The sequence below is a fragment of the Leifsonia sp. NPDC056665 genome (assembly GCF_042791795.1).
GTDB lineage: Bacteria > Actinomycetota > Actinomycetes > Actinomycetales > Microbacteriaceae > Leifsonia.
In genome coordinates this window covers 47,428-65,590 of sequence record NZ_JBHTXK010000019.1, presented here as the reverse complement: position 1 = coordinate 65,590, position 18,163 = coordinate 47,428, and the positions used below count along the sequence as shown (strand labels likewise).

The following is an 18,163-nucleotide window of genomic DNA, read 5'->3' as shown; positions in this document are numbered from 1 at the left end:
TCGCGTCGCCGTGGACCCCCCGGGGCGGGTTGTTGGGGAGGCGCCTGTCTTGGTCGGCCACCGGGGGGGGGGCCCGCGCACGCACGAGACGCTGGGGGTCGATGTCGACCCCGAGCTTCTCGATGAGGGCAGCACGGTCAGTGTTCTCGCCGACCACGTGCTGTCTGCCCCCTACTTCGTTGCCTCGCGTGCTGTTCAGCCGTGTCGGCGAATCAGACGTCGGCGACCTTGCGGCCCTTGTACTCCATGAACAGCGCGGTGCCCGCGGAGTCCTCGACGACCTTGGCACGGTGCGGGAGGCTGTAGACGACCTTGCCGTTCTCGATCGACTTGACGAGCGTGGGGACCTCGGCCTTCCACTGCGAACGACGGGCGTGGGTGTTGGCGCGAGACTGCTTCCGCTTCGGAACGGCCATGTCTATCTCTCTTCTCCAGCCCCGGCGGCCGGGGCGTTGTTGCTGGTGGACTCGGTGTCGGAAGCCTGGAACGCCGCGAGCGCGGACCAGCGAGGATCGACGGTCTCGTTCGGCTTGCTGTCCGGTCTATCCGCCAGCCTCTCCCCGGTCTCTGGATCGAGACCTGGGCAGTCCGGCCGGCACACCGGCTGAAACGGCAGTGACAGCACTACCGCATCCCTGATCAGAGGTTCAAGATCCACGTGGTCGTCGTGAACCTCATAATCGAAAGCTTCCGTAGAAGAATACGCGAAAAGTTCCTGGAAATCGACTTCGACAGGCTGGTCGATGTCGATCAGGCAGCGGCCGCAGACGCCGGTGGCGCCGGCCTCGGCCTCCCCGGTGACGAGGATCCCCTCGTGCATCGACTCCAGCCGGAGGTCGAGTTCGATGGTCGAGCCCTCCGGCACGGACAGCAGTCCCTCGCCCAGCTTGTCGCCGACGGGGAGGCTGAGGTGCTGCTCCCGCATCTCGCCAGGGCGCCGCATGATGTCGTACACGTTGACGGCGTACGGGCTCTTGTAGTAGGTGGTCACGGTCGACCAGTTTACGCGGAGCCTCCGACGCTCGCAGGCGAGCGCCAGCCTGCTGGCAGCAACGACACAGGAATCAGCGCCGCCTTCAGCCGCAGCCCGCGGCCCGCCTGGGCCTCCAGCGCGTCGATCACCCGGCGGAGGTCGTCGGCGAGTCCCACGGCGACGGCCCGCGTCGGCGGTCCGAAGGCGTCGCGCTCGCGCACGTCGAGCAGGCGCAGCACGGCCTCCTCCCCCGGCGTCCCCGCGACGGCGGCGGCGATGCGGTGCGCGAACACGCGCGGCGTCTCGGTGTCCGGCGCCGACCAGCCCAGATCGCGCGCCGTATCGCGCAGCTCGTCCCAGACGACCGACGCGCCGCCCCACGACTCCGAGAGCCGCCGCAGCCTGGCGCGCCTGCGCATCCGGCGCATGACCGCGGGCGTCAGCGCTACCGCGAGGACGAGCAGCGCGACGCCGAGCCCGGAGAGCAGCGGCTGCAGCGGCGACGGCGGCGTGGTGCCGCCCGCGCCCGCGACGTTCGGCTGGTCGGTGGGGACGAGGCGCTTCGCTGCGGCTGACGAGCCGGGAGCCGTCGTCGGCGTGATCTGATCCGGCGTGGCGTTCGGCCGGGTGTAGCTCGGGATCGTGCCGCGGCCGACCGTCGGCTCGAACGGCACCCAGCCGACACCCGCGAAGTACAGCTCCGGCCACGCGTGCAGGTCGTCGCTGGTGACCGTGTAGGTGCCCGGGCTGTTCGCCGTGCCGCCGCTGGAGGTGCCGGGCAGGTATCCCTCCGCCACCCGGGCCGGGATGCCGAGGCTGCGCGCCATCAGCGCCATCGCCGAGGCGAAGTGGACGCAGTAGCCGCTCTTGACCTTCAGGAACGTCGCGATCACCCGGGCGCCGTCGCCGTCGTAGCCCTGCTTCAGCGGCGTCTGCGTGGAGTACACGAAGCCGTTGTCGCGGAAGTAGTCCTGCAGCGCCACCGCCTTGTCGTACTCCGACACCGCTCCTGCGGTGGCGGCCAGCGCGGTCTGCCCGACGATCGCCGGCATGTTGGAGGGCAGGAAGAGGTCGCGCTGGAGGTCGGCCGGCACGAAGCCGCCCGCCGCCTTGAGCTGGTCGGCCGTCGGCTCGAGCACCAGGCTCGTCGCGGTGTACTTCTGGCCCTGCGTGGTCACGTTGATGCCGCCGAGCGTGAGGTCGTCCGGATCCCACGACCAGGTGCCGTTCAGGCCCTTCACCGACTGCACGGGCGCCGGCACCGGCAGCCAGCGGCTGGTCATGTCGTCGATCTGCACCGAGGTGGTGATCTTGGCGCGCTTCACGGCGGCGGACAGCCCGGGGACGGGACCGACAGCGACGCCGTCGGACAGGCGCTTGGTGTCGCGCTCGCGGTGCTTCCAGACCGAGCCGGTGAACTGGTCGAGCGAGGCGAGCTTGAGGTACTGGCCGGCGGAGGCCGTCGTCGTGTAGGTCAGCGCGCGCACGGCGGCGGGCCGGCGGAGGTCCTTGCCGAGGTCGATCAGCGGGGTCACGGTGCCGCCGATCGAGATGCCGCCCGCCGTGAAGGAGGTCGCGCCGCCCTTGTCGAACCCCGGCGCCGTCCCGGACAGCAGCATCGCGACGACGACCGACGCTGCGCCGACGGAGAGCGCCGCTGCCGGCCTGCCTGCACCCGGTCTCCTGGTGCGCACGTCGCAGCGCAGCAGCCAGAGGAACGCCGCCGCCGACACCGCCAGCGCGATCGGGTCCAGCCCGTCGCCGAGCAGCGTGCCAGGCACCACCAGTACGGCGACGACGCCGATCGCGGTGTAGGCCGGAGCACGGATCGCGACCGCCAGGAGGTCGAGGACGATCGCGATGAGGCACGCGCCGCCGACCACCAGGAAGATGAACTCGGGCAGGCTCTCGGCGGGCGTCCCCTGCTGGTAGATGGAGAGGACCGCCTGCTGCAGGTACCCGCCCCAGCGCTGCACCGTCGCCGGCGTCGGGATGAGGCCGAGCAGCCCGGTCCCGTTGCCGAACGTCACTGTCATGATCATCGCCGCGAGCACGACCTCCAGTACGGGGACGAGCCCGCGGGGCACGCCGACGGCGCGCAGGCCCGCTCCGCTCACCAGCAGGAACGAGCTGGTCAGCATGAGCGCGAACCACCAGGTCGGGCCCTGGATCAGGCCGCCCAGCGCGAAGCTGAGCGCCAGCATCTGCAGCACGAGCGCCCCAGTGAGCCGCCAGTAGGCCTGCCGTCTGCGCCGGACGCCGGTGAACCCGAGCGGGAGGGCCTCGCTAACCATGACCCACCACCGCCCGCTGGCGGTCGAGGGCGCGCTGCCAGCACTCGGCGGGGTCGTCGCCCGCGCCGAACGGCACGCAGAGCCAGCCGGCGTCGCCGAGCACGTCCTCCACCTCCGGCGCCGCCCCCTCGCCGACGAACGCGACGGCGGGGTCGCCCATCCCGCGCAGCGCGGCGAGCGAGCCGAGCTCCGGCGTGCCGTCGAGCAGCACCGCGAAGATCGGGACCGACCGTCCGGCGCGCCGCAGCCCGGAGGCCAGCTCGGCGACCGCGTCGTCGCGCGTGACCGCCGTGGCGTCGACCGCGGCCAGGTCGGCCAGCAGCAGCCGGTCGGCCGTCCCGCGGTCGTAGGTGGGCGTCACCGACCCGAGGGTGCCTGTCCTGCCCGCCCCGCTGCGGCCGGAGAGCTGCCGCGGAGCCGTCTCCACCACGCTGAGGACGAAGCCCTCGTCGAGCAGGTGGACGCCCACCGACGCCACCAGCTCCATCAGCGTCTCGAAGAGCGCGTCGTCCGGCTCGTACGCGCTCGGGGCGCCGGGAGGCCGGAGCGCGCCGGGCGGTGCAGGCGCGGGCCGGGTGTCCATCACGATCCAGGCCTCCGGGTTGCTGCGCTGCTCCTCCTGGCGGACCATCAGCTTGTCGTGCCTGGCCGTCGCCCGCCAGTGCACGCGGCGCAGCGGGTCGCCCGGCCGGTACTCGCGCGCGATCAGCTCGTCGGCGCTCGGGATGCTGTGCCGCTGCAGCTCGTGCTCTGCGCCCTCGCTGTGCGCGACGTCCAGCTCGCCGCTCGAAAGCGGCACCACGCGCGGCGTCACCAGCAGCTGCCGGGGCTGCCCGACCGCGTACTCCGCGTAGGCCACGCCGAACGGGTCGGTCCGGCTCACGATGAGCGGCCCGACCGCGTGCGAGCCGCGCTTGAATGCGACGACGTCCTGCCGCAGCACGACCGTGTCGCGGCCGTGCGCGACGTTCACCTGGTGGGCGCCCAGCCGCGGGAACGGCGCGGAGCCCTGCACCTCGATCCCGGCCGGGGCGTACTCGCGCCAGCGGGCGGGCGGGCTGGGCCGGGCAGCCTGGTTGCGCGCGGTCGTGACGATGGTCGCCTGCTCCCCCACGGCGACGACGTCGGGATGGAAGCTGCGGGCCACGGTCAGCCGCGGCCGGTCGAGGGTGACCGAGATCATCGCCGCCAGCGGCAGCACGGTGAGGAAGACGCCGATGAAGAGCACGTCGGTGCGGCCGAAGAACGCGGAGGCGGCCAGCGCCACGACGCCGACGGCGCCGAAGGCCCAGCCGCGCGCGGTGGGGCGCGGTTTCTTCAGGGGCGACGGCCCCGCGCGCCCGGCCACGGCCTATTCCCCGCCTGTGCGCGCGGCTCCGGAGGCGGACCGGCCGGTGCCAGTCGCCTGGCCGGCGCGCGCGCTGCTCCTCGTGCTGTTCCCTGCACCGTTCCTCTCCTGCGCGCTCCCGCCCCCGATGGCGCCGGAGCCGACCGGAACGGGTGTCGCCGCGACGATCCGGCGGACGATGTCCGCGATGACCGGCGCGCTCTCGTGGTGGTGGCCGAGTGCGCGGCTGGTCGGCAGCAGCCGGTGGCCGAGCACGGGGACCGCCAGCGCGTCGATGTCGTCCGGCAGCACGAAGTCGCGGCCGTCGAGCGCGGCCATCGCCTTGGCGGCGCGGACGAGCTGGAGCGTCGCCCGCGGGCTCCCTCCGAGCCGGAGGTCGCGGTCCTCGCGCGTCGCGCGCACCAGGTCGACCGCGTACTGCTTGACCGGCGTCGACGCGAACACCGCGCGTGCCGTCGTCATCATCGAGCGCAGCTCCTCCGAGGTGACCACCGGCCCGATCCGGGAGAGCGGGCTCGAGGTGTCGCGCGTGGTCAGCATGGCGAGCTCGGAGTCGTCGTCCGGGTAGCCCATCGCGATGCGCGCCATGAACCGGTCGCGCTGCGCCTCCGGGAGGGCGTAGGTGCCCTCCATCTCGATCGGGTTCTGCGTCGCCACGACGATGAACGGGGCGGCCAGCGGATAGGTCGAGCCGTCGACCGTGACCTGCCGCTCCTCCATGCACTCCAGGAGGGCGGACTGCGTCTTGGGGCTGGCCCGGTTGATCTCGTCGCCGATCACGATGTTCGCGAACACCGCGCCCGGCTTGAACTCGAAGCGCCGCTCGGCCTGGTTGTAGACCGACACGCCGGTGACGTCGCTCGGCAGCAGGTCGGGCGTGAACTGGATGCGGCTGACCGAGCAGTCCACCGACTTCGCCAGCGACTTCGCCAGCATCGTCTTGCCGACGCCCGGCACGTCCTCGATCAGGAGGTGGCCCTCGGCGAGCAGGACGACGAGCGCCGTCTGCACCGCGTCGTGCTTGCCGTCGATGACGGACTCCACGTTGGCGGTGATCTGCTCCGCGGCGCGTCTCAGCTCGTCCAGGTCCATGCTCGGCGCTGGGAGGCCGACCTCCTCCGGGGCGACCGAGGATTCCGTCGGCTGGCGCGTCGCGTAACTGTTCATCTCTCCACCCGGGTCATGTGGTTGACAGCAGCTCTGATACGGCGGGAGGCACGTAGGGGCTCACGTCCCCGCCGAGGTTGGCGACCTGGCGCACGAGGGAGCTCGACACGTGCGCGTTCGCCGGATCGGGAAGCAGGAACACCGTCTCGACGTCGGCGAGGTGGCGGTTCACGATCGCCATCGGGGTCTCGTAGGCGACGTCGACCTGGGAGCGGATGCCCTTGACGAGCACGTCCGCCCCGACATCGGTGCAGTAGTCGACCAGGAGGCCGACCGACCAGGAGGCCACGACGATGCGGCCCAGGATGCCGGCATCCTCGATCGAGCGCTCGATCAGCGCGACGCGCTGCGCGATGGGCAGCAGGGCCGACTTGTCCGGGTTGTGCACCACCAGCACGTGGACCTCGTCCCACAACCGAGCGGCCCGCTCGATGACATCGAGATGCCCGAGAGTGACCGGGTCGAACGATCCAGGGACTACGGCGATCCTGTTCATAGGGCACCAGACTATTACGCGATACCCGGCTATTCGTTGTGAATCCGTTATCTTCCCAGGGCAGGGTGTCGCGTGGCCCGGCGGCTCCGTCAGGACTTGCCGAGGAAGGCCCGCTCCGACTCGTCGAGCCGCCGGGCGAGCGCCGCGGCGAGGGCGGGATGCGCGGCGAGGCCGCCGTCGTCGAGCGTCTCGGCGGCGGCGACGCGCGCCTCCGAGATGAGCTCGCCGTCGGAGACCACGCGCAGCAGCTTGAGCGAGGACCGGCCGCCCGACTGGCGGCTGCCGAGCACGTCGCCCTCGCGGCGCAGCTCGAGGTCCACATTGGCCAGCTCGAACCCGTCCAGCGTCGCGGCGACCGCGTCGACGCGCTCGCGGGCGAGCGACCCCTCCTCGGCGTAGGTGACGAGCAGGCAGAGGCCCGGGATGTCGCCGCGACCGACGCGGCCGCGGAGCTGGTGGAGCTGCGAGACGCCGAACCGGTCGGCGTCCAGCACGATCATGGCGGAGGCGTTCGGCACGTTGACGCCGACCTCGATCACGGTGGTGGCGATGAGGAGGTCGAGCCCGCCGGCGGCGAAGGCGCGCATGACCGTGTCCTTCTCGTCGGAGGACAGCCTCCCGTGCAGCACGCCGACGCGGGTCTGGGCGAACAGCGGATCGGCGCGCACCTGCGCGGCGACCGACTCGACGTTAGCGGTGGGGCGCGGCGGCCCTCCGGCGTCGTCCGCGTCGGGCGCTGGAGCGTCCTCGCCGTCGTCCTCCGCCTCCTTGGGGCTGATCGCCGGACACACCACGAAGACCTGGCGGCCGTGCCCGATCTCCTCCGACGCGCGCTCCCAGATGCGGCGCTCCCAGCCCGGCCGGTCGGCGAGCGGGACCACGAAGCTCTCGATCCCCTGGCGGCCTGCGGGGAGCTGGGCGATCGTGGAGACCTCCAGGTCGCCGAACACCGTCATCGCGACCGTGCGCGGGATGGGCGTCGCCGTGAGCACGAGGACGTGCGGAGGCGTCCCGCCCTTCGCGCGGAGCGCCTCCCGCTGCTCGACGCCGAAGCGGTGCTGCTCGTCCACGACGACGAGACCGAGGTCGAAGAACGTGACGGCGTCGCCGAGGAGGGCGTGCGTGCCGACGACGATGCGGGACTGCCCGCTCACCGTGCGCAGCAGCGCCCGCTTGCGCTCGGCGGTGGAGAGCTGGCCGGTGAGGAGGGTCGGCATCACCTCGGCGGACAGGTCGGGGCCGAGCATCTCGGCGATGGAGCGCAGGTGCTGGGAGGCCAGGACCTCTGTCGGCGCGAGCAGCGCGGACTGGCCGCCGCTGTCCGCCACGGCCAGCATCGCCCGCAGCGCGACCAGGGTCTTGCCGGAGCCGACCTCGCCCTGCACGAGCCGGTGCATCGGCTCGGCCGAGCCGAGGTCCTGGGCGATCTCGCGGCCGACGACCGCCTGGTCGCCGGTCAGGGTGAACGGCAGGACGGCGTCGAAGCGCTCCAGCAGGCCGCCTGGCGTCGCCTGCCGCGGGGTCGCAGCGACCGAGCGGTTCTCCGCACGCTGCTGCAGCAGCGCGGCCTGCAGCACGAACGCCTCCTGGAAGCGCAGCGCGTCGCGGGCGCGCTGCCACTCGGCGTTCTTCTGCGGCCTGTGGATGCCCTCCAGCGCCTCGCGGAACGGTAGCAGGCCGCGCTCGGTCGCGATGGCCTTCGGCACCGGGTCGGGGCACGGCCCGAGCGCGTCGAGCGCGAGGCCGACCGCCTTCTGCACCTGCCAGCTCGCCACGGTGCCGGTCGCCGGGTAGATCGGGATCGGGGTCTGCGCCCACTCCTTGGCGGCGGCGCTGCCCGGGGCGACGGCGTTCTCGTCGTCGTCGGCGAACAGCTCGTAGTCGGGGTGCGCGAGCTGGAGGGCGCCGCGGTAGGCGGACACCTTGCCGGCGAAGATGCCGCGCACACCGGGCGCGAGCTCCTTTGAGCGCCACGCCTGGTTGAAGAACGTGAGGGTCAGGATGCCCTCGCCGTCGGAGATCTTGACCTCCAGGATGGACCCGCGCCGCGCGCGCATCGGGCGCTCCTGCACCCGCAGCACCTCCGCCACGATCGTGACGTGCTCGTCGAGCGGCAGGTTCGCCAGGGCGGTCAGCTCGCCGCGCGAGGCGTACCGGCGCGGGTAGTGCGCGAGCAGGTCGGCGACGGTGCGCATCCCGAACGCCTTCTCGAACGCGGAGGCCGTGCGGCCGCCCAGCACCCCGGTCAGCCGGGTCTCGAGCGCGACGGAGCCTCCGGAGTCCGGGGCGGTGCTGGAGGTCATGGTTCGATCGTAGGGGCCGCCTCCGTCGCCGCGTCGCGGACAGGCGCGTCGCGGACAGGCGCGTCGCGGACAGGGGCGTCACGGACAGGCGCGTCACGGACAGGCGCGTCACGATCACCCGCGTCACGCACATGCGCCTCGACGTCGGCGAGTGCGGCGAGCTCGTCCGCCACCTCGCTCTCCCCCGGACGCTCGGCGGCGAGCCTGGCCTGGATGTCGAACGCCTCCTGCCACCGGCCGACCTCGCGCAGGCAGCGGGCGAGCGACCAGCGCGCGGCGAACTGCTGATCGAGCGTCCCGTACTGCTCCGCCGCCTCCAGGGCGGCCTCGAACGACCCGAGCGCCTCGCGCGGGCGGCCGGCCTCGAAGAGCGCCCAGCCCCGGTTGTTGTGCAGGGCGACGCCCCAGCGCAGCGTGCTCGGGTCCGTGCTGTTCGCGAGCTCCGCGAGGCCCTCCTCCGTCCACTGCTCGGACCGGGAGGGGTCGGCGATCGCGAGCATGTGGGCGGCGTCGACCGCGAGGAACGTGTCATCGTCGCGCCGCGCGGCCAGCAGCGCGCTCTCGAAGAGCGGGACGGCCTCCGACCGGCGCCCCTCGGTGTTCCTGAGCCGGCCGCGCTCCAGCAGGATCCGCACGGCCAGCGTGTCGACGGCGGGCCCGAGGGAGTCGAGCAGGCCGTCCGCCTCGTCGAAGCGACCCTGCAGTCCGAGGGCCCTGGCGCGCTGCGTCTCCAGCTCGGCGCGCACCACTTCGGGGCGGTCGGGTTCGGCGGCAGCGATCGCGAAGCGTTCGGCGGAGGCGATCGGGTCGTCATACCGCCACAGGGCGTCGAGTTCCGCCTGCTGGAGGCGTTCGTCCATCCTCCTATTCTGCTGTCGCCGCGGCGGCACCGCTAGGCTCGGAGGGCTATGACCCGAATCGTCTCCGGCTTCGCCGGCTCGCTGACGCTCCAGGTGCCCAAGAGCGGCACGCGCCCCACCAGCGACCGGGTGCGCGAAGCCGTCTTCTCCGGGCTGGACGCACGGGACGCCGTCCGCGGGGCGCACGTGCTCGACCTGTTCGCCGGCTCGGGCGCACTCGGGCTGGAGGCCGCCAGCCGGGGGGCTTCGCGTGTGCTGCTGGTCGAGAAGTCGGCCGCGGCGGCGGCGGTCTGCCGGCGGAACGCCGAGGCCGTCGTGCGCGCGGCGCCGAAGGACGGTCGGCCCGAGGTGGAGGTGCGGGCGACAGCGGTGCAGCCGTACCTGGCAACGGCCGGATCATCCGCCGCGCGCTTCGACCTGGTGTTCGTGGACCCGCCCTATGCCCTCCCGGACGGCGACCTGCTCGCGGTGCTCACCGGGCTCGTCCCGCTGCTGACGGAGGACGTCCTGGTCTGCGTAGAGCGCAGCACCCGCGACGGCGAGCCGACCCTCCCTGAGGGCCTGGCGCTCGACCGCACCCGCGCCTACGGCGAGACCGCCGTCCACTACCTCACGCGGCCACCTGCCTGACAGGACACGCCGCCTCGCCCCGCGGGCTGACGGCATGTCCTGTCAGTCAGATCGTCAGCCGGCGGCGCCGTCCCACTCCAGGTACGGGTCCCAGCCGCCGCGCTCGTCGAACGGGTGGCCGTCGACCAGCAGGCCGGCGCCCTCCCGGACCGTGCCGACGCGACGGAAGCCGCCCGGCAGGTCGGCGCCGGGCGGGAAGCAGGCGAGGAGGCCGTGGTCCTCTCCCCCGGTCAGCGCGGTGAGCGGGTCGTCGCCGAGGGCGGCGCGGTCGAGGTCGATCGCGACACCGCTCGCTTCGGCCACGCGGCGGGCGTCGAGGGCGAGCCCGTCGCTCAGGTCGAGCATCGCGGTGGCGCCGGCGTCGGCGGCCAGCGGACCGTCGGCGATGGGAGGCCGGGGCCGCAACTGCGCGCCGACCAGCTCGGGATGCGCGGCCGCGACCGCAGCGAACCGGTCGCGATCGGGCACGCCGTCCACGTCGACCGCCTCCGCGAAGAGCAGCCGGAGTCCCGCCGCGGCTGCGCCGAGGCTCCCGGAGACCGCCACCACGTCGCCGGGACGCGCGCCGCTCCGCAGCACGGGGGCCCGGCCCTGCAGGTCGCCGAAGGCGGTCACCGCGAGCGTCAGCGTGTCGGAGGCCGACAGGTCGCCGCCGACCACGCCGCAGCCCGGCGCGAGCTCGGCGCAGGCCGCGCGGAAGCCGTCAGCGATGTGCTCCAGGGCGGACACCGGGAGGGTCTGCGGCGCGGCGATCGCGACCACGAGCGCCGTCGGCACCGCGCCCATCGCGGCCACGTCGGACAGGTTGGTCGCTGCGGCCTTCCAGCCGAGGTCCTCCGGCGTGGACCAGGCCAGCCGGAAGTCGGGGCCGTGCACCATCATGTCCGTGGTCGCCACGAACCGGCCGTCCGGCGCGGCGAGCACCGCGGCGTCGTCGCCGGGCCCGACGAGCGTCGCCGACGACTCCGGCAGCCGCGGGAAGATGCGCTTCAGCGCCTCGCGTTCGGACGCGCCCGCGACGGTGTCGGCCGCGCTCCCAGAATCCACCATGACTGACAACGGTAGCCTGAATCCTGATGTCCGCTCGCCGCACCGCCCTCGCCCTCGTGCTCGCCGCCGCCGCGCTCGCCCTGACCGGGTGCGCGCCCACGGTCTCCCTCGACCCCGCCGCCGACGCGAACGACCCCGGCTGCGCCGAGATCTCCGTACGCCTGCCTGACTCGGTCGCCGACAAGGACCGCCGCCAGACCGACGCGCAGGCGACAGGAGCGTGGGGCGACCCGGCCGCCGTTCTGCTGCGCTGCGGCGTGCCGCCCATCGGACCGACGACCAAGCCGTGCGTCGACGTGAGCGGCGTCGACTGGGTGCTGATGTCGGACCCGGCCGCGAAGCAGGTCGTCTACCAGACCTTCGGCCGCACGCCGGCGACGGAGGTCATCATCGACCACGTGTCCGGGGCCTCCGACGCCGCAGTGCTCCCGGAGTTCGCGTCCGCGATCTCCACGATCAAGCAGACCCAGAAGTGCCTCTCGACCCTCGACACGAGCCTCACCCCGCCGACGCCGACGCCGTCACCGACGCCCTCGCGCTGAGCGCCGCGACATTCGTGCCGAATGTCGCGAATGCCGCCGCGATTCGCGACATTCCGCACGAATCGCGCGGCTATGCGGCGCGCGCGAGGGCGACTTGGATGAGCTCGTCGATGAGGTCGGGGTACGACAGGCCCGACTCCTGCCAGCAGCGCGGGAACATCGAGATCGGCGTGAAGCCCGGCATGGTGTTGATCTCGTTGACCACGAAGCCGTCTTCGGTGAGGAAGAAGTCCACCCGCGACAGGCCCTCCGCGCCGATGGCGTCGAACGCCCGCACGCCCAGGTCGCCCATCTCGGCCAGCTCGGCGTCGGTGAGGTCGGCCGGGCAGACCAGGTCGATCCCGGGCGCGTCCAGGTACTTGGCCGCGAAGTCGTAGAAGTCGCGGCCGGTGATGACGATCTCGCCGGCGACCGAGGCGCGCGCGGACCGGCCGGGACGGCCGCCCAGCACGGCGATCTCCACCTCGCGGCCGACCACGGCCGACTCGATGAGCACGCGATCGTCCTCGGCGAGGGCCGTCTCGACGGCGGCGCCCAGGTCGTCCCACGACGTCACCTTGGACACGCCGACGCTGGAGCCCGCGCGGGCGGGCTTCACGAACGCGGGCAGGCCGAGCAGTTCGGACTTCCGGCGGACTGCCTCCGGAGCCGTCGCCCACTGGTACGCGGTCACCGTCTGCCACGGCGCGACGGGGATGCCCGCCTGCTGGAGCACGGTCTTGGTGAAGTGCTTGTCCATCCCGAGCGCGCTCGCGAGCACGCCGCTGCCGACGTACGGGAGGCCGATCAGGTCGAGCATCCCCTGGACGGTGCCGTCCTCGCCCCACGGGCCGTGCAGGATCGGGAAGACGACGTCCACCGTTCCCAGCGACGAGCGGGTGCCGTCGGCCGCGACCACGGCGAGCTCGCGGGAGGTCGACGACTCCGGCCAGACGATGCGCGAGCCGTTATCCTCCACCTCCGGGAGGACGTCGACATTCAGCGCGAAGCGCGCCGCGTCGTCCGGCTGGAGCGTGAAGGCGCCCTCGTGGGTGATGCCGACAGGGATGACGTCGTAGCGCTCACGGTCGATCGCTGCCAGCACTCCCGCCGCCGTCGCGCAGCTGATCGAATGCTCGCTTGAGCGACCTCCAAACAGAAGTGCGACTGCGACCTTGTCCGTCATCCGTTGTCCTCTCTCCTTGGGGTTCGTCGTCGTCGGTGGTCAGGTGCGGGGCGATGTCCCTCGGGGCGAGCGTGCCTGCGAGAACCTGGCTCACCTGGCGGACGATCGGCATGTCCACGCCGCGCTCCTCCGCCAGGCGCAGGATGGGCGCGACCGAGGCGAGCCCCTCCGCCGTCTGGTTCATCTGCTTCACGACGTCGTTGAAGCTGTAGCCCTGGCCGAGCAGCCGCCCGGCGGTGTTGTTGCGGCTGAGCGACGACTCGCACGTGGCGATCAGGTCGCCGAGTCCCGCGAGGCCGGAGAGCGTCACGGCCTCCGCCCCGTAGGCGACGGCGAAGTCGGTCATCTCGACCAGGCCGCGCGTGATGATCGACGCCTTGGTGTTCTCGCCGTAGCCGACGCCGTCCACGATCCCGATCGCCACGGCGATCAGGTTCTTGAGGACGCCGCCGAACTCCGTGCCGATCACGTCGGTGTTCACGAAGCTGCGGAAGTAGCGGTTGGTGGCGGCCATCGCCACGGCCTGGGCGGTCTCCAGGCTCACCGACGACACCACGGCGGCGGTCGGCTGCTCGCGCGCGATCTCCAACGCGAGGTTGGGGCCGGAGGCGACGGCGATCCGCTCGGCGTCGATCGGGAGACCCTGCGCGATCACCTCGCTCATCCGCAGGCCGGTGCCCTTCTCGACGCCTTTCATCAGGCTGACGAGGATGGTCTCCGGACCCAGATGCGGCGCGATGGCCTCCAGGTTGGAGCGCAGCGTCTGGCTCGGGATCGACACGAACACCTGCTCGGCGCCGCGCATCGCCTCGCCCAGGTGGGAGGTGGCGTGCAGGTTGCGGGGCAGGTTGATGCCCTCCAGGTAGTCGCTGTTGCGCTTCACCTCCTCGATCTCGCGCGCGAGCTCCGGGCGCCTGGCCCACAGCACGACGTCGTTGCCGCCGTCGGCCAGGATCTTCGCGAAGGTCGTCCCCCAGCTTCCGGCGCCGAGAACGGCGACGCGGCGGGGAGGAGTGGTCGGTGGTGCGGCCGTCCGGCCTTTCCTGTCAGCCATCGAAGCGGCCGGTCTCCTTCTGGTTGTGCGCCGCCGGGTCCCAGCGGGCCTCCGGCGCCTTCTCGCCGCGCAGGTCCGCCAGCAGCGCGGTGATCGCGGCCATGATCACGTCGGTCGCCTCGGTGAGGGTCGCCTGGTCGAGGCTGCGGCCCTTGAACGCCGACAGATCGACCGGGTCGCCCACCTTGACCGCGATGGTCTTGCGCGGGAAGAAGCTGATCTTCTTCGCGTAGCGCGCCATGACCTGCTGCGTTCCCCAGTGCGCCATCGGGATCACCGGGAGGTCGTGCTCCAGCGCCATGCGGGCCGCGCCGGTCTTGCCGCGCATCGGCCACATGTCGGGATCGCGCGTGAGCGAGCCCTCCGGGTAGATGATCACGACCTTGCCGTCGTCCACGATCTTCTGCGCCTCGGCCAGCGGTGCGGCGCCGCGCCCGGAGCCGCCGCGCGCCACCGGGACCTGCCCGGACTTGCGCAGGAACCAGCCGGCGACGGGGATGCGGAACAGGCTCTCCTTGGCGAGGAACCGCGGCAGCCTCCCCAGCTTCCAGACCACCATGCCGACCATCACCGGGTCGATCTCGCTGTAGTGGTTCGGCGAGATGATGTACGCGCCGTGCCGCGGCAGCTTCTGCCCGTCGGTGACCTTGAACCGCGCGAGCAGGCTCCCCAGCGGGATGATCAGGCCGGCCAGCACCCAGAAGATCGAGGGCCGGCTCTTCTCGGAGCGCTGCTTCGCGGAAGGCTCGGACGCGGTCGGGTTCACGGGTTCGTCGGGATGGGGCACCATCCCATTATCGCGGGCCTCACCCCTCGAGGACGAAGTCCGCTCCGAGCAGTTCCAGCTTGGTGATGAACTTCTCGTACCCGCGGCTGATGATGCCGACGTTGCTGACGGTCGAGCGGCCGTCCGCCGACAGAGCGGCGATGAGGTGGCTGAAGCCGCCGCGAAGGTCCGGGATCTCCACGTCGGCGCCCGTCAGCTCTACCGGGCCCATGATGACCGCGGAGTGGTTGAAGTTGCGCTGGCCGAAGCGGCAGTCGTGGCCGCCGAGGCACTCCTTGTGGACCTGGATCTTCGCGCCCATGTCGATGAGCGCGTCGGTGAAGCCGAAGCGCTGCTCGTACACGGTCTCGTGGACGATCGACACGCCCTCCGCCTTGGTCAGCGCGACCACGAGCGGCTGCTGCCAGTCGGTCATGAAGCCGGGGTGCACGTCGGTCTCGATCACGACGGGCTTCAGCGGTCCACCCGGGTGGAAGAAGCGGATGCCGTCGTCGTGGATCTCGAACGCGCCGCCGACCTTGCGGAAGACGTTGAGGAAGGTCAGCATCTCGGGCTGGCGGGCGCCGCCCACGTAGATGTCGCCGTTGGTGGCGAGGGCCGCAGCGGCCCAGCTCGCGGCCTCGTTGCGGTCGAACAGCGCGGTGTGGCTGTAGCCGACCAGCTTGTCGACGCCCTCGATGCGGATCACGCGGTCCGTGTCGACCGAGATGATCGCGCCCATCTTCTGGAGGACGTTGATCAGGTCCATGATCTCGGGCTCGATCGCCGCGCCCTTGAGCTCGGTGATGCCCTCCGCGCGGACCGCCGTCAGCAGCACCTGCTCGGTGGCGCCGACGCTCGGGTACGGGAGTTCGAGCTTGGCGCCGTGCAGGCCCTCGGGGGCTGTCATCCGGATGCCGCTCGGGAGCTTGTCGACCACGGCGCCGAACTTGCGCAGCACCTCCAGGTGGTAGTCGATCGGGCGGTCGCCGATGCGGCAGCCGCCGAGGTCGGGGATGAACGCCTCGCCCAGCCGGTGCAGCAGCGGACCGCAGAACAGGATCGGGATGCGGCTCGACCCGGCGTGCGCGTCGATGTCGGCCATGTGGGCCGTCTCGACCGCGCTGGGGTCGAGCAGGAGCTCGCCCTCCTCTGCGCCGTCGGTCACCTTCACGCCGTGGACCTCGAGGAGGCCGCGGACGACCCGGACATCGCTGATGTTCGGGACGTTCCGCAGCACGCTCGGGCCCTCGCCCAGGATGGCTGCGACCATCGCCTTGGTGACGAAGTTCTTGGCTCCGCGCACCTCGATGCGGCCCCGCAGTGGGCGACCGCCGTTGATCGTGATGCGGTCGGCCGTGAGACCGACGTGCGCGCCTGCCGCCTGAGCGTCCTGAAGAAGTGAGTTCAAAGTTTCACCGGGAGTGTCTTGGGCCGCCAGCTTGCGCGGGCGGCTTCGTATTCGGAGATTCGCGCCTCGTCGCGCAGGGTCAGAGCGATGTCGTCCAACCCTTCGAGCAAACGCCAGCGAGTGTAGTCGTCGATGTCGAAAGACACCTGGACCCCACCGACGGTCGCAGTCTTGGCAACCAGATCCACGGTCGCCGCTATTCCCGGCTCGGCCTCGATGGCCGCCCAGAGACGCTCGGCGTCCTCCTCGGAGATGATGCCCGTGAGCAGGCCCTGCTTGCCCGAGTTGCCCCGGAAGATGTCCGCGAACCGGGGGCTCAGGACGACCTTGAAGCCGTAGTCCCGCAGCGCCCAGACGGCGTGCTCGCGCGAGGACCCGGTGCCGAAGTCGGCGCCGGCGACGAGCACGCTCGCGCCCTGGTAGGCGTCCTTGTTGAGGATGAACTCAGGATCTTTGCGCCACTCGTGGAAGAGCGCGTCGTCGAAGCCGGTCTTGGTGACCCGCTTCAGGAACACCGCGGGAATGATCTGGTCGGTGTCCACGTTGGACCGGCGGAACGGCACGGCCACACCGGTGACGGTCTCGAACTTCTCCATCAGGCGCCCACCTTCTCTCCGGTGCTCGCTGATCCATCGGGAGACGGGGCGTCGTCGTGCTCCAGGTCCCACGGGCTGGACAGCGTGCCGCGGATGGCCGTGGCCGCCGCGACGAGCGGCGACACCAGGTGCGTGCGGCCGCCCTTGCCCTGCCTGCCCTCGAAGTTGCGGTTCGAGGTGGAGGCGCAGCGCTCCCCCGGCGCGAGCTGGTCGGGGTTCATGCCCAGGCACATCGAGCAGCCGGCGAACCGCCACTCGGCGCCGAACTCCTCGACGATCTTGTCGATGCCCTCGGCCTCGGCCTCGATGCGCACGCGGGCGCTGCCGGGGACGACCATGACGCGAACGTTGTCGGCCTTCGTGTGGCCCTTGATGACGGAGGCGAAGGCCCGGAGGTCCTCGATGCGGCTGTTGGTGCAGGAGCCCATGAACACCGCGTCGACCGGGATGCTCTTCATCGGCGTCCCGGGGGTCAGGTCCATGTACTCCAGCGCACGCTCGGCGGCGGCGCGGGCGTTCGGCTCGGCGATCGCGGCCGGGTCGGGGACGGACTCGCTCAGCGAGACGCCCTGGCCGGGGTTGGTGCCCCAGGTCACGAACGGCTCGATCTCGGCGGCGTCGAGGTAGACCTCCGCGTCGAAGACCGCGTCGTCGTCCGTGGCGAGCGTGTCCCAGTAGGCGACGGCCTCGTCCCAGTCGGCGCCCTCCGGCGCGTGCGGACGGCCCTTCAGGTACGCGTAGGTGGTCTCGTCCGGCGCGACCATGCCGGCGCGGGCGCCCGCCTCGATCGACATGTTGCAGATCGTCATGCGGCCCTCCATCGACAGGGCGCGGATGGCGCTGCCGCGGTACTCGAGCACGTAGCCCTGGCCACCGCCTGTGCCGATCTTCGCGATGACCGCGAGGATGATGTCCTTCGCTGTCACGCCGGGGCGCAGGTCGCCCTCGACGGTGATGGCCATCGTCTTGAACGCCGTGAGCGGCAGCGTCTGCGTGGCGAGCACGTGCTCGACCTCGCTGGTGCCGATCCCGAACGCCATGGCGCCGAATGCGCCGTGCGTGGAGGTGTGCGAGTCGCCGCAGACGACCGTGATGCCCGGCATGGTGAGGCCGAGCTGGGGGCCGACGACGTGCACGATGCCCTGCTCGATGTCGCCGAGCGAGTGCAGCCGGACGCCGAACTCCTCGGCGTTGCGACGCAGCGTCTCGATCTGCGTGCGGCTGGTCAGGTCGGCGATCGGCCGGTCGATGCCGATGGTCGGCGTGTTGTGGTCCTCGGTCGCGATCGTGAGGTCGGGGCGGCGGACCGGGCGCCCGGCCATGCGCAGCCCGTCGAAGGCCTGCGGGCTGGTCACCTCGTGGACCAGGTGGAGGTCGATGTAGATCAGGTCGGGCGTGCCGTCCTCACCCTTCACGACCAGGTGGTCTCGCCACACCTTCTCCGCCAGGGTCAGCGGACTGTGCTGCGTCGTCATCTCGGTACTCCTTGAGCTTCGTTCACGGTTCAG

Annotated in this window: 17 protein-coding genes; 2 read left to right on the top strand and 15 right to left on the bottom strand. The window is 71.8% G+C overall.

All coding sequences use genetic code 11. The annotated features are described in order from the left end of the window. Nucleotides 1-212: 212 nt before the first annotated feature. The 8 genes from rpmF to ACFQ9V_RS16270 form a co-directional block, all read right to left on the bottom strand. Complete coding sequence (rpmF, locus tag ACFQ9V_RS16305) at nucleotides 213-416, bottom strand: 50S ribosomal protein L32 (RefSeq protein WP_055919953.1); 204 nt, start codon at nucleotides 414-416, stop codon at nucleotides 213-215. Nucleotides 417-418: 2 nt separating this feature from the next. Further along, nucleotides 419-943 carry a YceD family protein gene (locus ACFQ9V_RS16300; protein ID WP_382460188.1) on the bottom strand — a complete coding sequence of 175 codons (525 nt, stop codon included), beginning with the start codon at nucleotides 941-943 and terminating at the stop codon, nucleotides 419-421. 59 nt (nucleotides 944-1,002) lie between these two features. Beyond that, a complete protein-coding gene (locus ACFQ9V_RS16295) occupies nucleotides 1,003-3,267 on the bottom strand; it encodes a transglutaminaseTgpA domain-containing protein (RefSeq protein ID WP_382460166.1) in 2,265 nt (754 codons plus the stop codon). After that, nucleotides 3,260-4,615, bottom strand: coding sequence for a DUF58 domain-containing protein (locus ACFQ9V_RS16290; RefSeq protein ID WP_382460165.1), 1,356 nt, complete (start codon nucleotides 4,613-4,615; stop codon nucleotides 3,260-3,262). Before ACFQ9V_RS16290 ends, ACFQ9V_RS16295 begins: the two co-directional genes overlap by 8 nt. A gap of 3 nt (nucleotides 4,616-4,618) precedes the next feature. Then, nucleotides 4,619-5,782 carry an AAA family ATPase gene (locus ACFQ9V_RS16285; RefSeq protein ID WP_382460164.1) on the bottom strand — a complete coding sequence of 388 codons (1,164 nt, stop codon included), beginning with the start codon at nucleotides 5,780-5,782 and terminating at the stop codon, nucleotides 4,619-4,621. A 13-nt stretch (nucleotides 5,783-5,795) separates the two neighbouring features. Beyond that, nucleotides 5,796-6,278, bottom strand: a complete 483-nt coding sequence (coaD, locus tag ACFQ9V_RS16280) for a pantetheine-phosphate adenylyltransferase (RefSeq protein ID WP_370057212.1) — start codon at nucleotides 6,276-6,278, stop codon at nucleotides 5,796-5,798. Between the two features lie 89 nt (nucleotides 6,279-6,367). Next, nucleotides 6,368-8,581, bottom strand: coding sequence for an ATP-dependent DNA helicase RecG (locus tag ACFQ9V_RS16275; RefSeq protein ID WP_382460163.1), 2,214 nt, complete (start codon nucleotides 8,579-8,581; stop codon nucleotides 6,368-6,370). Beyond that, on the bottom strand, nucleotides 8,578-9,441 hold the full coding sequence (locus ACFQ9V_RS16270) for a tetratricopeptide repeat protein (protein WP_382460162.1): 864 nt from the start codon (nucleotides 9,439-9,441) through the stop codon (nucleotides 8,578-8,580). The genes ACFQ9V_RS16275 and ACFQ9V_RS16270 overlap by 4 nt, the downstream gene beginning before the upstream one ends. Before the next feature lie 48 nt (nucleotides 9,442-9,489). Between ACFQ9V_RS16270 and rsmD the strand changes: the two genes are divergently transcribed. Then, the gene (rsmD, locus tag ACFQ9V_RS16265; RefSeq protein WP_382460161.1) at nucleotides 9,490-10,071 is read left to right on the top strand and encodes a 16S rRNA (guanine(966)-N(2))-methyltransferase RsmD; all 582 of its coding nucleotides are present in this window, start codon (nucleotides 9,490-9,492) and stop codon (nucleotides 10,069-10,071) included. A 54-nt stretch (nucleotides 10,072-10,125) separates the two neighbouring features. Here the strand turns inward: rsmD and ACFQ9V_RS16260 are convergent, their stop codons facing one another. Further along, nucleotides 10,126-11,121 carry a thiamine-phosphate kinase gene (locus tag ACFQ9V_RS16260; protein ID WP_382460160.1) on the bottom strand — a complete coding sequence of 332 codons (996 nt, stop codon included), beginning with the start codon at nucleotides 11,119-11,121 and terminating at the stop codon, nucleotides 10,126-10,128. A 26-nt stretch (nucleotides 11,122-11,147) separates the two neighbouring features. On the opposite strand from ACFQ9V_RS16260, the gene ACFQ9V_RS16255 reads away from it, so the two are divergent. Beyond that, entirely contained in the window at nucleotides 11,148-11,663 is a 516-nt protein-coding gene (locus ACFQ9V_RS16255; protein WP_382460159.1) for a DUF3515 family protein, read from the top strand. Between the two features lie 70 nt (nucleotides 11,664-11,733). Here the strand turns inward: ACFQ9V_RS16255 and ACFQ9V_RS16250 are convergent, their stop codons facing one another. From ACFQ9V_RS16250 to leuC, 6 genes are read right to left on the bottom strand one after another with little or no spacing between them, the layout of a single operon-like run. After that, nucleotides 11,734-12,828 (bottom strand): D-alanine--D-alanine ligase family protein, encoded by a 1,095-nt coding sequence (locus ACFQ9V_RS16250; protein WP_382460158.1) that lies wholly within the window; start codon nucleotides 12,826-12,828, stop codon nucleotides 11,734-11,736. Continuing rightward, nucleotides 12,725-13,882 carry an NAD(P)H-dependent glycerol-3-phosphate dehydrogenase gene (locus ACFQ9V_RS16245; RefSeq protein WP_382460157.1) on the bottom strand — a complete coding sequence of 386 codons (1,158 nt, stop codon included), beginning with the start codon at nucleotides 13,880-13,882 and terminating at the stop codon, nucleotides 12,725-12,727. The genes ACFQ9V_RS16250 and ACFQ9V_RS16245 overlap by 104 nt, the downstream gene beginning before the upstream one ends. Next, nucleotides 13,875-14,672 carry a lysophospholipid acyltransferase family protein gene (locus tag ACFQ9V_RS16240; RefSeq protein ID WP_382460156.1) on the bottom strand — a complete coding sequence of 266 codons (798 nt, stop codon included), beginning with the start codon at nucleotides 14,670-14,672 and terminating at the stop codon, nucleotides 13,875-13,877. Before ACFQ9V_RS16240 ends, ACFQ9V_RS16245 begins: the two co-directional genes overlap by 8 nt. A gap of 16 nt (nucleotides 14,673-14,688) precedes the next feature. Further along, a complete protein-coding gene (gene murA / locus ACFQ9V_RS16235; RefSeq protein WP_382460155.1) occupies nucleotides 14,689-16,059 on the bottom strand; it encodes a UDP-N-acetylglucosamine 1-carboxyvinyltransferase in 1,371 nt (456 codons plus the stop codon). Next, a complete protein-coding gene (gene leuD, locus ACFQ9V_RS16230; protein WP_382460154.1) occupies nucleotides 16,056-16,655 on the bottom strand; it encodes a 3-isopropylmalate dehydratase small subunit in 600 nt (199 codons plus the stop codon). Before leuD ends, murA begins: the two co-directional genes overlap by 4 nt. After that, on the bottom strand, nucleotides 16,655-18,130 hold the full coding sequence (gene leuC / locus ACFQ9V_RS16225; protein WP_382460153.1) for a 3-isopropylmalate dehydratase large subunit: 1,476 nt from the start codon (nucleotides 18,128-18,130) through the stop codon (nucleotides 16,655-16,657). The genes leuD and leuC overlap by 1 nt, the downstream gene beginning before the upstream one ends. Nucleotides 18,131-18,163: the final 33 nt, after the last annotated feature.